Annotated in this window: 14 protein-coding genes; 5 read left to right on the forward strand and 9 right to left on the reverse strand. The window is 69.8% G+C overall.

Annotated features, from left to right (window positions below):
- Positions 1 to 70 precede the first annotated feature (70 nt).
- From sucD to ACIOTO_RS01780, 3 genes are all read right to left on the reverse strand, one after another.
- On the reverse strand, positions 71 to 973 hold the full coding sequence (gene sucD, locus ACIOTO_RS01770) for a succinate--CoA ligase subunit alpha (protein WP_029262294.1): 903 nt from the start codon (positions 971 to 973) through the stop codon (positions 71 to 73).
- Between the two features lie 18 nt (positions 974 to 991).
- On the reverse strand, positions 992 to 2,158 hold the full coding sequence (sucC, locus tag ACIOTO_RS01775; RefSeq protein WP_029262293.1) for an ADP-forming succinate--CoA ligase subunit beta: 1,167 nt from the start codon (positions 2,156 to 2,158) through the stop codon (positions 992 to 994).
- A 113-nt stretch (positions 2,159 to 2,271) separates the two neighbouring features.
- Positions 2,272 to 2,625 carry a DUF2510 domain-containing protein gene (locus ACIOTO_RS01780; protein WP_400856146.1) on the reverse strand — a complete coding sequence of 118 codons (354 nt, stop codon included), beginning with the start codon at positions 2,623 to 2,625 and terminating at the stop codon, positions 2,272 to 2,274.
- A 59-nt stretch (positions 2,626 to 2,684) separates the two neighbouring features.
- On the opposite strand from ACIOTO_RS01780, the gene ACIOTO_RS01785 reads away from it, so the two are divergent.
- Positions 2,685 to 3,344, forward strand: a complete 660-nt coding sequence (locus ACIOTO_RS01785; protein ID WP_400856148.1) for a TetR/AcrR family transcriptional regulator — start codon at positions 2,685 to 2,687, stop codon at positions 3,342 to 3,344.
- 63 nt (positions 3,345 to 3,407) lie between these two features.
- Positions 3,408 to 4,643 carry an acyl-CoA dehydrogenase family protein gene (locus tag ACIOTO_RS01790; RefSeq protein WP_400856150.1) on the forward strand — a complete coding sequence of 412 codons (1,236 nt, stop codon included), beginning with the start codon at positions 3,408 to 3,410 and terminating at the stop codon, positions 4,641 to 4,643.
- Between the two features lie 22 nt (positions 4,644 to 4,665).
- On the opposite strand, the gene ACIOTO_RS01795 is transcribed toward ACIOTO_RS01790, so the two are convergent.
- A complete protein-coding gene (locus tag ACIOTO_RS01795) occupies positions 4,666 to 5,949 on the reverse strand; it encodes a CynX/NimT family MFS transporter (RefSeq protein WP_400856151.1) in 1,284 nt (427 codons plus the stop codon).
- A gap of 54 nt (positions 5,950 to 6,003) precedes the next feature.
- Between ACIOTO_RS01795 and ACIOTO_RS01800 the strand changes: the two genes are divergently transcribed.
- A complete protein-coding gene (locus ACIOTO_RS01800; protein WP_400856153.1) occupies positions 6,004 to 6,804 on the forward strand; it encodes an AraC family transcriptional regulator in 801 nt (266 codons plus the stop codon).
- A gap of 42 nt (positions 6,805 to 6,846) precedes the next feature.
- Here ACIOTO_RS01800 and ACIOTO_RS01805 read toward each other — a convergent pair whose 3' ends face one another.
- Together ACIOTO_RS01805 and ACIOTO_RS01810 are read right to left on the reverse strand one after the other, a co-directional pair.
- Complete coding sequence (locus ACIOTO_RS01805) at positions 6,847 to 7,332, reverse strand: GNAT family N-acetyltransferase (protein ID WP_400856154.1); 486 nt, start codon at positions 7,330 to 7,332, stop codon at positions 6,847 to 6,849.
- Between the two features lie 38 nt (positions 7,333 to 7,370).
- Positions 7,371 to 7,859, reverse strand: a complete 489-nt coding sequence (locus tag ACIOTO_RS01810) for a hypothetical protein (RefSeq protein WP_105711586.1) — start codon at positions 7,857 to 7,859, stop codon at positions 7,371 to 7,373.
- Between the two features lie 64 nt (positions 7,860 to 7,923).
- Here ACIOTO_RS01810 and ACIOTO_RS01815 point away from each other — a divergent pair, with 64 nt between their 5' ends.
- Both ACIOTO_RS01815 and ACIOTO_RS01820 read left to right on the forward strand, forming a co-directional pair.
- A complete protein-coding gene (locus ACIOTO_RS01815; RefSeq protein WP_400856155.1) occupies positions 7,924 to 9,375 on the forward strand; it encodes a phytoene desaturase family protein in 1,452 nt (483 codons plus the stop codon).
- A 60-nt stretch (positions 9,376 to 9,435) separates the two neighbouring features.
- Positions 9,436 to 10,479: an ATP-dependent DNA ligase gene (locus ACIOTO_RS01820; RefSeq protein ID WP_400856157.1), complete on the forward strand. Its 1,044-nt coding sequence runs from the start codon at positions 9,436 to 9,438 to the stop codon at positions 10,477 to 10,479.
- A gap of 100 nt (positions 10,480 to 10,579) precedes the next feature.
- Here the strand turns inward: ACIOTO_RS01820 and ACIOTO_RS01825 are convergent, their stop codons facing one another.
- From ACIOTO_RS01825 to ACIOTO_RS01835, 3 genes are all read right to left on the reverse strand, one after another.
- The gene (locus tag ACIOTO_RS01825) at positions 10,580 to 10,843 is read right to left on the reverse strand and encodes a ribbon-helix-helix protein, CopG family (protein ID WP_400856158.1); all 264 of its coding nucleotides are present in this window, start codon (positions 10,841 to 10,843) and stop codon (positions 10,580 to 10,582) included.
- Positions 10,844 to 10,880: 37 nt separating this feature from the next.
- Positions 10,881 to 11,954, reverse strand: coding sequence for a non-homologous end-joining DNA ligase (gene ligD / locus ACIOTO_RS01830; protein WP_400856160.1), 1,074 nt, complete (start codon positions 11,952 to 11,954; stop codon positions 10,881 to 10,883).
- A 70-nt stretch (positions 11,955 to 12,024) separates the two neighbouring features.
- Positions 12,025 to 13,164: an SseB family protein gene (locus ACIOTO_RS01835; RefSeq protein WP_400856161.1), complete on the reverse strand. Its 1,140-nt coding sequence runs from the start codon at positions 13,162 to 13,164 to the stop codon at positions 12,025 to 12,027.
- Between the last annotated feature and the right edge of the window lie 42 nt (positions 13,165 to 13,206).

Raw genomic sequence — 13,206 nt, forward strand, 5'->3', positions numbered from 1 at the left:
CCACCAACCGAGGGGATGAAAGAAGGCCCCGGAGTGGAGTCCGGGGCCTTCAGATCAAGCGTAACTCAGATCAGAGCGACTCGATGATCGCGCGCATCAGGTCTGCCGTCTCGGACGGCGTCTTGCCGACCTTGACGCCGGCGGCCTCGAGGGCCTCCTTCTTCGCCTGAGCGGTACCGGCCGAGCCGGAGACGATCGCACCGGCGTGACCCATGGTCTTGCCCTCGGGAGCCGTGAAGCCCGCGACGTAGCCGACGACCGGCTTGGTGACGTGCGCCTTGATGTAGTCGGCCGCACGCTCCTCGGCGTCGCCGCCGATCTCACCGATCATGACGATGGCCTTGGTCTCGGGGTCGGCCTCGAACGCGGCGAGCGCGTCGATGTGCGTGGTGCCGATGACCGGGTCGCCGCCGATGCCGATGGCGGTCGAGAAGCCCAGGTCGCGCAGCTCGAACATCATCTGGTAGGTCAGGGTGCCCGACTTCGACACGAGGCCGATCGGCCCCTTGCCCGTGATGTTCGCCGGCGTGATGCCGACGAGCGCCTCGCCCGGCGTGATGATGCCGGGGCAGTTCGGGCCGATGATGCGGGTCTTGTTGCCCTTGCTCTGTGCGTAGGCCCAGGCCTCGGCCGAGTCGCCGACGGGGACGCCCTCGGTGATGACGACGAGCAGCGGGATCTCGGCGTCGATGGCCTCGATCATCGCGTCCTTCGTGAAGGCACCGGGGACGAACGCGATCGACACGTCGGCGCCGGTCTCCTTCATGGCCTCGGCGACCGAGGCGAAGACGGGCAGTTCGACGGCGTTGCCGTCCTTGTCGGTGTGGGCGACCGTGGTGCCGGCCTTGCGGGCGTTCACGCCACCGACGACCTGGGTGCCGGCCTTGAGCATCAGCGCGGTGTGCTTGGTGCCCTCGCCGCCGGTGATGCCCTGGACGATGACCTTGGAGTCCTTGTTGAGGTAGATCGACATTCTTCTAGTCCTTCAGTCTCAGGCGTTGGCGAGCTCGGCGGCCTTGTCGGCGCCCTCGTCCATCGTGGCGGCCAGGGTCACGAGCGGGTGCGCGTACTCGGCGAGGATCGCGCGACCCTCGTCGACGCGGTTGCCGTCGAGGCGCACGACGAGCGGCTTGGAGGCCGTGGCGCCCAGCGTCTCGAGGGCACCCTTGATGCCGTTGGCGACGGCGTCGCACGCCGTGATGCCACCGAACACGTTGACGAACACGCTCTTGACCTGCGGGTCGCCGAGGATGACGTCGAGGCCCGCGGCCATGACCTCGGCCGAGGCGCCGCCGCCGATGTCGAGGAAGTTGGCCGGCTTCACGCCGTTGTGGTTCTCGCCCGCGTAGGCGACCACGTCGAGCGTGGACATGACGAGCCCTGCGCCGTTGCCGATGATGCCGACCTCGCCGTCGAGCTTCACGTAGTTGAGGCCCGACTGCTTGGCCTTGGCCTCGAGCGGGTCTGCGGCGTCCTTGTCCTCGAGCGCCTCGTGCTCCGGGTGACGGATCTCGGAGGCGTTGTCGTCGAGCGTGACCTTGCCGTCGAGCGCGATGATGTCGCCCTCTTCGGTGCGCACCAGCGGGTTGACCTCGACCAGCGTCGCGTCCTCGCCCTTGTAGACGTCGAAGAGCTTGACGAAGACGTCGGAGACCTTCTCGACGAGGTCTTCGGGGAAGTTCGCCGCGCGAGCGATCTCGACGGCCTTCTCCTTGTCGATGCCCGTGAGCGGGTTGACCTCGACGCGCGCGAGCGCCTCGGGACGCTCCACCGCGAGCTCCTCGATCTCCATGCCGCCCTCGACCGAGCAGAGGCTCAGGTAGGAGCGGTTGGCGCGGTCGAGCAGCACGGAGAAGTAGAACTCCTCGGCGATGCGCGCGCCCTGCGCGACCATGACGCGCTTGACGACGTGGCCCTTGATGTCGAGGCCGAGAATGGCCTTCGCTGCCTCGTACGCCTCATCGGGCGTCTTGGCGACCTTGACGCCGCCCGCCTTGCCACGGCCGCCGGTCTTGACCTGAGCCTTGACGACGACCACTCCACCGATCTTCTCGGCGGCCGCCCTCACCTCTTCAGGGGTGTCCGCGACGATGCCGGCGAGGACCGGCACTCCGTACTTTTCGAAAACGTCTCGTGCCTGGTACTCGTACAGATCCACTGTGGTTCCTTCACTGGGCTGCTGTCTGGTAATTCTCTCGATGTCGAGACATCGACCAGTCCCCCAGCCTACTACCTCGGCCTGGACGCTCCTGCGGCCGCGGCATCGCCGGGTCAGCGCAGTGCCGGGACGCCCCAGCGCCTCGCCGGCAGCGCGGCAAGACGGAGCTGCCGCGAGATCACGAGCGGGACGACCACGAGGGCGGCACCGGTGGCGACGACCACGGGTCGCACCACGACAACCGGAAGCGAGCCCCACAGGGCGACCAGTATCGAGCCGACGAGGACGGCCACGAGCACGAGTTCGGTGACGAGCAGCTGCCGGCGCATCGTCGCGCTCTCCACGGCCAGCGTGGTCGTCCGCCCTCGCACCGCGATGTGCTCGGTCCAGCGCGAGCCGTCCCACCAGCGCAGGGTGCCGCGTCGCCGGGTCTCGAACCATCCGGCCGCAATTCCGCGCTCACTCACGCTCTCAGTATGACGGCCTCGCCTCGGCGTCTCCGCCCGCCGAGGTCTAGGCTTTCGCCATGCACGAATCCGCAGAACTGCGCACCGGCGTCGTGGCCGCAGCGCTCGAGCTCTTCAGCGCCCAGGGGTTCGACCAGACCTCGGTGGAACAGATCGCCAAGGCCGCCGGTGTCTCGCGCTCGACGTTCTTCCGCCAGTTCGGCGGCAAGGAGGACGTGGTGTTCGCCGACCACGAGGTGCTCCTCGAGCAGCTCAGGGAGTTCCTCGCCGAGGGGCACGACGACCCGTGGGGCGCGGTGTGCGCGGCCTCGGAGTCGGTCTTCGCACATTTCGCGCACGACCCCGAGCTCGCCCGCCGTCGCTACCAGATCGTGCGCGAGGTGCCCGTGCTGCGCGAACGCGAGATCATCACGGTCTTCCGCTACGAGCGGCTGTTCGACGAGTACCTGCGCGGAGCGCTTCCCGGCGTCGACCCGCTGGATGCCGTGGGCTTCGCCGCCCTCGTGACCGCCGTGCACAACCACGTGCTGCGCCAGCTGCTGCGGGGGCGCAAGAAGGTGCCACTGGCAACCCTGCAGACGGCGCTGGCCGATGTGCGCCGCCGCTACGGTGTGGCGGGCGAAGCCGCCACCGCCCCGGACGACATGGTCGTCGCGGTGTTCCCGCGCTCGATGCCGATCGCCGAGGTCAGCCGCCGCCTGCAGTCGGAGCTCGACTAGCCGCTCGAGGGTCGTGGAACCGAGTATCGAGGAGTACGATACTCAGGTCCACGAAGGAGCCCCATGAGCACTGCAGCCACCCCGTTCCCCGGCGAACGGGTCTCGTCGTACGACATCACCGCGCGTCAGGACAGCGACTACTACGCCGTCTTCACCGACATCCCCGCCGCCGATCGCGAGGCGTGGGACCGGGCGAAGTCCTACGTCGACGAGGTCGCCCCGCAGATGGCGGATGCCTGGGACCGCGCGGAGTACCCGCTGGAGGCGGCCCGTCGGATGGGCGAGATGGACCTCGTCGTCGACGGCGTCCAGCACCCTTCGCTCACGAGCGTGTCGCCGCTGGCCGCCGGGCTCGTCAACATGGAGATCTCCCGCGGCGACGGTTCGCTGGGCACGATCCTCGCCGTGCAGGGCGGGCTCGCCCTGCGCACCCTCGCGCTGTTCGGCTCCCCGGATCAACAGGAGAGGTGGTTGACCGCTCTCGCCGACGGGTCGGTCCTCGGCTCCTTCGCGCTGACCGAGCCCGACCACGGCTCGGACTCCGTCTCCCTCGAGACCGTCGCCCGCCGCGACGGCGACTCGTGGGTCATCCGCGGCGCGAAGAAATGGATCGGCAACGGCGCGTCCGGCGGCATCACGTTCGTGTGGGCGCGGATCGACGACGAGGGCGCCGACGAGCACGGCGCGGTTCGCTGCTTCCTCGTCGAACAGGAGACGCCGGGGTACACCGGGAGCGTGATCCGCGGCAAGGCCTCGCTGCGGGCTATCCACCAGGCCCACATCGTCCTCGACGACGTGCGGGTGCCGCTCGACGCCGTGCTGCCGGGGACGAAGAGCTTCAAGGACGCCTCGACCGTGCTGTACGCGACCCGCTCCGGCGTCGCCTGGTCGGCACTCGGACACGCGACCGCCTGCTACGAGGCCTCACTCGCCTACGCGACCCAGCGCGTGCAGTTCGGCAAGCCGCTCGCGAAGTTCCAGATGGTGCAGGAGCGCCTCACCCACATGCTCGAAGATCTCACCGCCATGCAGCTGTATTGCCGGCGGATGGCCGATCTCGAGACCGCGGGCGAGCTGCGGCCGACCCAGGCGTCGCTCGCGAAGTTCCACAACACACGCGCCGCGCGACGCATCGCCTCGACCGCTCGCGATCTGCTCGGCGGCAACGGCATCCTGCTCGAGAACGGCGTCATCCAGCACATGGCCGACATCGAGGCCATCCACACCTACGAGGGCACGGAGAGCGTGCAGGCGCTGCTGCTCGGGCGTGACATCACCGGGATGAGCGCGTTCGCCTGAGACCCGATCCTTCAGGGTCGGCTCACCGACGGCCGGCGCGCACGTGGCGCTCCCGGCTCGCCGCCGCCCCGGCCACGGCCTGCACGCCGAGCAGCAGGACCAGCGCCGCGACGGGCACAGCCCACCCCCCAACGGCGGCGTGCAGGATGCCGAGGCCGATCGGACCGAGACCCGCCAGCAGGTAACCGATCCCCTGCGCCATGGTCGACAGGTGCGCCGTGTGCCGCGCATCGGGCGCGCGGAGCACGATGTAGGTCAGCGAGAGGGCGATGGCCGCTCCCTGTCCGAGCCCGAGCAGCGTCATCCACACCCAGGGCGCAGCTCCACCCGGCGCGACGAGAAGACCGATCAGCCCCGCCGCGCACAGGAGTGCGGAGAGCACGACGGGAAGCCAGGTCGGTCGGATGCGGCGGAGCATCGTCGGTACGAGCAGCGCCGCCGCGATACCGGGAAGGCTCGAGTACGACAGCAGCAGGCCGGCGTCGGACACCGGCACGCCAGCGTCCTGCAGGATCGTCGGGATCCAGGTCAGGGCAGCGTAGTAGCTCAGGCTCTGCAAGCCCATGAATCCCGTGACCGCCCACGCGACGGGGTCGCGCAGCAGCGCAGACATCCGCGGCTCGTTCCGCGGCTCCACGATCGCGTCGACGGGGGCACCGGCCGCGGTCGCTGAACCGGTGACCGCGCGCATCGCCCGAGGCAGCCAGACCAGCAGGGCGAGCACGGCGGGAATCGCCCAGATCGCCAGAGCACCCCGCCATGATCCGTCGAGCGCGGTCATGAACGGCACGGTCAGAGCGGCGGCCGCCGCAGCACCGAGGAACAGCGCCGTCGAGTACAGCCCCATCATCAGGCCGAGACGGTGCGCGAAGTCCTGCTTGATCACGGCGGGCATGCAGACGTTGGCGACCGCGATGCCCGCGCCGACCAGCACCGTGCCACCGAAGAGCGCCAGCGGAGAGGGAACGAGGCGGATCCCGATGCCGAGTGCCACGACCACCATCGTCAGCGCGAGCAGCCGATGCAGTCCGATCCAGCGCGTCAGCGTCGGGGTGAGGAACGCGAAGGCACCGAACGCGAACACGGGGATCGTCGTCAGGAGTCCGGCCGCCGCCGCGGGGATGCCGAGGTCGTGCTCGATCGCGGGCAGGACCGGGCCGACCGACGCGACGCCCATGCGCAGGTTCAGGGCGATCATCAACAGGCCGATGCCCACGTATATCCCGGTGAGGACGCCGCCGCGGCGCACGGACGGCGTGGTCAGCGGGGTCGGCGCGGTGTCGAACGGCTCCTGCATCGTGGTCATGCCTCGAGTCCAGCATCCGGCCCGCCCATCAGGAAACACGTAAACTACATTTTGATGTCGAATACTCGCCAATCCTCCCGGCTGGTCGATCTGAATCTCGTCGACTTCGATTCCCTCGGAACACTTCCCATGGAGGGCGCCTACCGCTTCGCGCACGCGGAGACGTCGCCGCGCCACGCACACCCGCTCGGGCACCTGGTGCACGCGGCCTCAGGAGTGTTGTCGCTGCTCACCGACGAGGGCGCATGGATCGCGCCGTCGACGCGCATGGCATGGGTGCCCGCCGGCGCCGAGCATCGTCATCGGGCGCACGGACGCACGGACATGCGCATCGTCCACCTGACCGACGAGCTGGCCGCCCTGTTGCCCGCCTCCCCCGCCGTGCTCGTCGCGACACCGCTCGCCCGCGAGGCCGTGCTGGCGATGACGTCCGACCACTCACGCACGGCGAGCGCGCTGGACCACCTGCGCCGCGTGATCGTCGATGAGGCGATCACCGCGCCGGAACAGCCACTGCACCTGCCCGAACCCCAGGATCCGCGTCTGCGTCGCGCAGCCCGCATCGTCGAGGACGACCTCGCCCTGCCTGTGAGTCTCGGCGAGCTCAGCGCGCGCACCGGCACGACCGAGCGGACGCTGAGCCGGCTGTTCCCGCAGGAGACCGGCATGGGATATCGGCAGTGGCGTCTCCAGCTGCGCGTGCACCGGGCGCTCGTCCTGCTCGCCGACGGCACCTCGGTGACCGACACGGCTGCCGCGTGCGGGTGGGCGACGACCAGCCAGTTCATCGAGCAGTTCACCCCGCTCGTGGGGATGACCCCCGGCCGCTATCGTCTATCGCAGCCTCTGCCGTGAGTCGACGCACGTGCCGGTGCCGGCGCGTGTCTCCCAGTCGAATCAGACCGGACGCACCATGCACACGAGCCGCTCCCGGTCGTCCCAGGACGGCACGCGCTCGAAGCCGCGCGATTCATAGAGACGCAGAGCACCCTGTCGCCAGTCCCAGACGGACAGTCGAACTTCAGTCGCACCTGACTCGGCCGCCGCGTGCACGGCGCCGTCGAGCAACGCCGACCCCACACCGCGGCCGCGGGCTGCAGGAACCGCCCAGAGACGTTTGATCTCCGCGATCCCCTCCCGTTCCGAGAGCACGACCACACCGACGACGCGTTCCTCAAGCTGTGCGAGCAGAACCCGATGCCCGGCATACGCGGCGGCCGGGGTCTGCACCTCGCGGCGATAGCGTTCCGGGAGCGGGGCGGCAGGGTCCGGAACGGTCCCTGCCTGCTGGTGCTTCTCGAGCTCGGTCTGCAGCAGATAGGCCCGCACCGCGGAACCGACCTCGATCGCATCGGGGCCGGTCAGATCGGCTACGCGGATCATCGGTTGCTCGAGCGGACTGTGCGCGTCGACGCTCACCGTCAGTCGCAGCCGCAGCCGCCGGACGGGGTCTTCACCATGAAGCACACGTCGCACACGCCGTAGTCCCGCTCCTCCACCGGCTTGGGTGCCTTCTCGGCACGCGGAGCGGAGACACGAGGAGTCGTGGTGCGCTTGGCAGCGCGCGGCGGGGTCAGCGGGATGAACTCGCTCGGGTGGCTGACGTAGAAGTAGGGCGCGCGACCCTCGCTCGGCTGCAGACGAAGCGGAGTGGACCCGACGACGAGCCGTTCGTCCTCGGTGAAACCGTTCGTGTAGGTGCGTCCGATGTGCAGCGCGGCGCCCTCACCGCGACGGATGGCCTCGATGTAGCGACCACGGTCGATGAACGAGCTGATTCCGATCGTCTGGGTGATCTCCGCGATGAACGCGTGGTTCGACGGGTCGATTCGGTGCGCGCGCAGCGCTTCCTGGAGCGAACGGTATGGACGGGAGGTGCCTGCGGGGGTCGGCCCTTGTACTTCTTTCATTTGTTCCAGGATCGCACGCCGCAACCCCCTCTTTCGACCACTCTGCCCGTGCAAGACTGGCCGCATGGCACGCGCGACGATCATCGGATCCGGACCCAACGGCCTCGCCGCCGGGGTGGCGCTCGCCCGCACCGGCTATGAGGTCCGCGTTCTCGAGGCCGCTGACACGATCGGCGGCGGGCTGCGCACCCGAGAAGGGACGCTTCCGGGCTTCCGCCACGACGTGTGCTCCGCCGTGCATCCGGCGGCGGTGTCCTCGCCGTTCTTCCACGCCTTCCGGCTCGACGAGCGCATCGAATGGATCCGCCCCGACATCTCGTTCGCCCACCCCCTCGACGGCGGCCGCGCGGCCGTCGCCTGGCGGGACATCGAGCGCACCGCCGCCGCCCTCGGACCCGACCGCGACGCCTGGCTGACCCGCCTGCGTCCGCTCAGCACGCACATCGAAGGGGTGACGGACTTCACGGGCAATCAGCTCCTCCGGATGCCGGCCGACCCCGTCACCGCGGTGCGCTACGCGATCCGGATGCTCGACCAGGGCACCCCTCTCGCCCGCGTCTCGTTCCGGGCCGAGGAGGCCGCCGCCCTGATGTCGGGAGTCGTGGCCCACGCGAACTCCCCGCAGCCGACCCTTGCCGGGGCGGCAGCGGGGCTCCTCCTCGCCGCTCTCGCCCACGCCGGAGGCTGGCCCTACCCGCGCGGCGGTTCGCAGACCATCGCCGACGCCCTGGTGGCCGACCTCGAGGCGCACGGCGGAACGGTCGAGACCGGCGCGCGCGTGAACGACCTGCGCACCCTCGACGCCGGCGACCCCTCACGCGGGGACGTGCTCCTGCTGAACACCTCACCCCGGCTCGCGCTCACCCACCCCGACGTGCCGGCCGGATACGCCAGAGCGCTCCGCGGCTACCGATACGGCGCCGCTGCGGCCAAGGTGGACTTCGCGCTCGACGGCCCCATCCCGTGGTCGAACCCGGAGGTGCGAAACGCGGTGACCCTGCACCTCGGCGGCACCCGTGAAGAGGTGTGGGCGAGCGAGAACGCCGTGGCCGCGGGCCGTGTGAGCGCACGCCCCTACGTGCTCGCCGTGCAGCCCTCCGTCTTCGACCCGACGCGCGCGCCCGAGGGCAAGGCCGTCCTGTGGGCGTACACCCATGTGCCGAACGGCTCCGACCTCGATCCCACCGAGCTCATCACGGCGCAGGTGGAGCGCTTTGCGCCGGGCTTCCGGGATCTGATCCTGGCTCATCACGCGGTGCCCGCGTCGTCTCGGGAGGCGATCAACCCCGGGGAGATCGGCGGCGACATCTCCGGTGGCGTGTTCGACATCCGGCAGGCGCTGCGGCGCCCCGTGGTCTCTCCGACGCCCTGGCGCACCCCGATGCGCGGGGTGTACCTGGCGTCGGCATCGACTCCGCCCGGCCCCGCGGTGAACGGCATGGCAGGCTGGCATGCCGCCCGCACCGTGCTGCACGACGCGGGGATGCCGGCCGGGCTCGACGACGTGTTCGGCTGACGCTCGATCGGCGGCGACGCCGGGGTACCGGAATCGAGATGCCGCGGCCAGGATGGGAGCATGCGCTACGAGATCCCCGCGCCGATGCTCGCCAAGGCCGTGCCGGCGGTTCCCGATCCGGCGAAGACCTCCGGCGGGCTCCTGTTCGAACCCAAGTGGGACGGCTTCCGCGGCCTCATCGCCTGGGACGGCGAGACCGTGGAGATCGGCTCCCGGGGCGCGAAGCCCCTCACCCGCTACTTCCCCGAGCTGGTCGAGGCGATCCCCGAGCTGCTGCCCGGACCGTGCCTGCTCGACGGCGAGATCGTCGTCGCCACGGGGCCACTCGGCTCGCAGCGCCTCGACTGGGAGGCGCTGAGCCAGCGCATCCACCCGGCGGCCTCGCGCGTCGCGAAGCTCGCTGCGGAGACGCCGGCGATGTTCATCGCCTTCGATCTGCTCGCCCTCGGCGACGATGATCTACTGACGGAGCCCTTCGAGACCCGACGGTCCCGTCTCGAGACACTCATGGACGGCGTCGAGCATCCGCTGCACATCACCCGCACGACTCGAGACCGCGACGCGGCCGTCCGCTGGCTCGCCGAATTCGAAGGAGCAGGACTCGACGGTGTCGTCGCCAAGCCCCTCGACCAGCCGTATGCGCCGGGGAAGCGGACGCTGTTCAAGATCAAGCACGCCCGCACGGCCGATGTGGTGGCGCTCGGCTACCGCATCCACAAGTCCGGCTCGGGCGTCGGATCGCTCCTGGTCGGGCTGTACGGCGACGACGGGGTGCTGCGGCAGGTCGGCGGCGTGGCCGCCTGGAGTGACGTGCGGCGGCAGGAACTCGTCGAGGAGCTCGCTCCCCTCGTCGAGCGCGACGACAGCGGCGAGGCGCTGACCGCAGAAGGCGAGCGGTCACGGTTCAGCGGCAGCAAGGACGTCTCGTTCGTGCGGCTGCGCCCCGAGCGGGTGCTTGAGGTGCGCTACGACCAGCTCGAGGGCGCCCGCTTCCGCCACACCGTGCAGTTCGAGCGGTGGCGGCCCGACCGCGACGCCCGCTCCTGCACCTACGACCAGCTCGACACGGTCGCGGGCTACGACCTCGCCGACGTCCTCCGCTGACGGGCCGTTCGGAGAGGTCCCAAAGAGATCTCGTACCCTTCGCCGTTCACGGGAGCAGAGCGATCATCTGAGGCCTCGCCGGCATCGCGTGGATGAACCTTCACGCGGCTGCAGCCGACAACGCCTCGCGGATCACCTCTGATCGAGTTTTGCCTTCGCGTTCCGCACGGGCGTCGAGCGCCGCGATCTCGTCGAGAGTAAGCCGCAGCGCCACGACTTGCGATGGTGCCGCTCCGCGTCCCGGCCGCCCGCGACCGCGCTTCTTGAGAACCTCTGCGTCGTATCCGGCTTCCGCTTCGGCAGACCACGCGGCGATCTGCTCCTCGGTGACCGGACTGCCGTTGATGGTTTCGCGCGAGATCATATCAATAGTGTTATACGAAAATGCCCGGCCCGCAAGGTCAGTCCTTCTCGGCGGGAGTACCGTCGTCGTCCCAGTTCGCGGCGACCTTCTTGCTCGGCTGCACGCGGGGCGGCTCCCCCGGCATCTTCGGGAACTCCGGCGGGAACGGCAGCTCCCCCAGCCCGTTCTCCTTGTCGCGCTCCCACCACTCCAGCAGGGTGTCGATGCGGCCCGGGGAAGCCTGCATCGTCGCCCACGGGTCGCCGACCTGCTCCAGGCGGTTCGGGATGCTGCGCACCGTGAACGTCCGCGGGTCCAGGCCGTCGAGCTCGTCCCACTCGACGGGAGTGGACACCGTCGCCCCCGGCAGTGCGCGCGGGCTGTAGGCACCGGCCATCGTACGGTCGCGGTTGGCCTGGTTGAAGTCGACGAAGATCCGCTCCCCGCGCTCCTCCTTCCACCAGTTGGTGGTGACCTGTTCCGGCAACCGCCGCTCCAGCTCGCGTCCGGCCGCGATCACGGCATGCCGCACATCCAGGAACTCGTGGGTCGGTTCGATCGGCGCGAAGACATGCAGACCGCGGTTGCCACTGGTCTTGGCGAAAGCCTCCAGCCCAGCCTCGCGCAGCACCTCTCGCAGCGTGTGCGCGGCAGTCACTGCATCCGCGAAATCCGTGCCCGGCTGCGGGTCGAGGTCGATGCGCAGCTCCACGGGGTTGTCGGCATCGGTGGCCAGAGACGCCCAGGGGTGGAACACGATCGTGTTCATCTGCACGGCCCAGACGATCGCACTCGCACGGTTGAGCACGATCTGCGGATGCTGTCGTCCGCTGTTGTACGTGACGGTGACGGCGTCGACGAAGTCGGGCGTCCCCTTGGGCGGATTCTTCGAGAAGAAGCCCTCGGCGCGCGGTCCGTCCGACGCACCGACGCCGTCACGGAAGCGCTCGAGCGACACCGGACGGTTGCCGTTGGCCGCGAGGAAGGGATCCGCGACGAGCTGCACGTACTCGGCCAGTTCCGCCTTCGTGATTCCGAGGTCCGGCCACACCACCCGGTTCGGGCTCGACAGCGCGACATCGCGCTCTCCGTCGGAGTCGGTGATGGTCAGGGTGACACGTTCTGAGGCCATGCTCCGACCCTAGAGCGATGCTCCGACCGACGGAACCCCGCACCGCGGGGGCCACCGGCTCCGGTGGCGCTCAGTCGCCGAGGGCGACAGCCAGCGCGAGAACAGGGGTGAGTGCATCCCGCTCGACGACGATCGACGGACCCGCGGAGTCGACGATCACTCCGGCCATGTCCGAGTGACTCGAGAGGACCTTCGCCAACTGCTCCGGCTCGAACGGCAGCGGTCGGTCTCCGCGGCCCAGCGCGATCACCTCGAGGGGGTGGGAGAACAGCTGCAGGAAGCGGCGGCCGTCGGTGGTCTGCGCCTCGGCGATACCGGCCTGGCCGCTGCCGTCACCCTCGTTCACGGCGACCCACATCCGCTTCACCGCGAGCGCTTCACCGACCTTGAGCGTCGAGTCCTGCTCGCGCGGAGCGGCGAGGATCGTCTTGACGGTCATGTCGACGTCGGCCTGCTCGAGCGTCTTCTGCAGCAGATCGGTGGGGAACACCACGCGATGCGGGGCGGAGGCGTTGTCGACGATGAGGCCGGCGAAGTCACCGGACACGACCTGCTGGAGCACGGACGTCACCGGCTGCGCGACGGCAGAGGTCGCGGCGGGGTCGGCTTCGAGCTGCACCGAGTCGCGCACGGCACGGGCCGAGCTGAACGCCAGCATGAACTGCCGGTCGTCGTTGTCGCGCACGACCGCGACCGACAGCGGCTTTCCCTCGCTGATCTGCGCACGCGCGTCGCCGTTCACGCGGATGTAGAGGTGGCCCTGGAGCGCCTGACGCATCACACCGAGGAGCTGGTCGTTGGACGCGCCCGCCTCGATCTCGGTGAGAGCCTCGCGGAGCAGCACGTTGTCCTTCATCCCTGCGACGGTCTCGGTCTGCTCGGGCGGCAGGGGCGAGGCGAGCGGAAGACGCCGTTCCTCGGGAGCTGCGGGCTGCGCGGGCGGAGCGGGCTGCACCGGACGCGGGTCCGCGGCTGCTGCCTCGGGCTGCGCATCGGAGGTCGGCAACGCGACCTCCGGGCCGGCCTCGGCGCCGACACCGCGGAAGGCCTGCACGGAGATGCCGATCGAAGGTGCTTCGACGGGTTGCTCAGCCTCGGTCGTGCCCTGATCGGCGTTCACGGCATCCGAACCGGCGGAGCTATCCTCGGCCTCAGCGGCGGGGGCGACGGCATCGTCTGCGGACTTCTTGCGGCGGGAGAAGAGGGCCATAATCAGCCAGCCTAACCGGCATTCCCGTGCGCGCTCCGCTGG

This window comes from Microbacterium sp. NPDC087592, from assembly GCF_044743585.1.
In the GTDB taxonomy this organism is placed as follows: domain Bacteria; phylum Actinomycetota; class Actinomycetes; order Actinomycetales; family Microbacteriaceae; genus Microbacterium.

Excerpts from the sequence above, each read along its gene's own strand:
- ACIOTO_RS01815 (WP_400856155.1), top strand. The coding sequence starts at position 7,924 with ATGGCACGCGCGACGATCATCGGATCCGGACCCAACGGCCTCGCCGCC.
- ACIOTO_RS01835 (WP_400856161.1), bottom strand. The coding sequence starts at position 13,164 with ATGGCCCTCTTCTCCCGCCGCAAGAAGTCCGCAGACGATGCCGTCGCC.
- ACIOTO_RS01785 (WP_400856148.1), top strand. The coding sequence starts at position 2,685 with ATGCACGAATCCGCAGAACTGCGCACCGGCGTCGTGGCCGCAGCGCTC.
- ligD (WP_400856160.1), bottom strand. The coding sequence starts at position 11,954 with ATGGCCTCAGAACGTGTCACCCTGACCATCACCGACTCCGACGGAGAG.
- sucD (WP_029262294.1), bottom strand. The coding sequence starts at position 973 with ATGTCGATCTACCTCAACAAGGACTCCAAGGTCATCGTCCAGGGCATC.
- ACIOTO_RS01790 (WP_400856150.1), top strand. The coding sequence starts at position 3,408 with ATGAGCACTGCAGCCACCCCGTTCCCCGGCGAACGGGTCTCGTCGTAC.
- ACIOTO_RS01805 (WP_400856154.1), bottom strand. The coding sequence starts at position 7,332 with ATGATCCGCGTAGCCGATCTGACCGGCCCCGATGCGATCGAGGTCGGT.
- ACIOTO_RS01825 (WP_400856158.1), bottom strand. The coding sequence starts at position 10,843 with ATGATCTCGCGCGAAACCATCAACGGCAGTCCGGTCACCGAGGAGCAG.
- ACIOTO_RS01800 (WP_400856153.1), top strand. The coding sequence starts at position 6,004 with ATGTCGAATACTCGCCAATCCTCCCGGCTGGTCGATCTGAATCTCGTC.
- ACIOTO_RS01810 (WP_105711586.1), bottom strand. The coding sequence starts at position 7,859 with ATGAAAGAAGTACAAGGGCCGACCCCCGCAGGCACCTCCCGTCCATAC.
- ACIOTO_RS01795 (WP_400856151.1), bottom strand. The coding sequence starts at position 5,949 with ATGACCACGATGCAGGAGCCGTTCGACACCGCGCCGACCCCGCTGACC.
- ACIOTO_RS01820 (WP_400856157.1), top strand. The coding sequence starts at position 9,436 with ATGCGCTACGAGATCCCCGCGCCGATGCTCGCCAAGGCCGTGCCGGCG.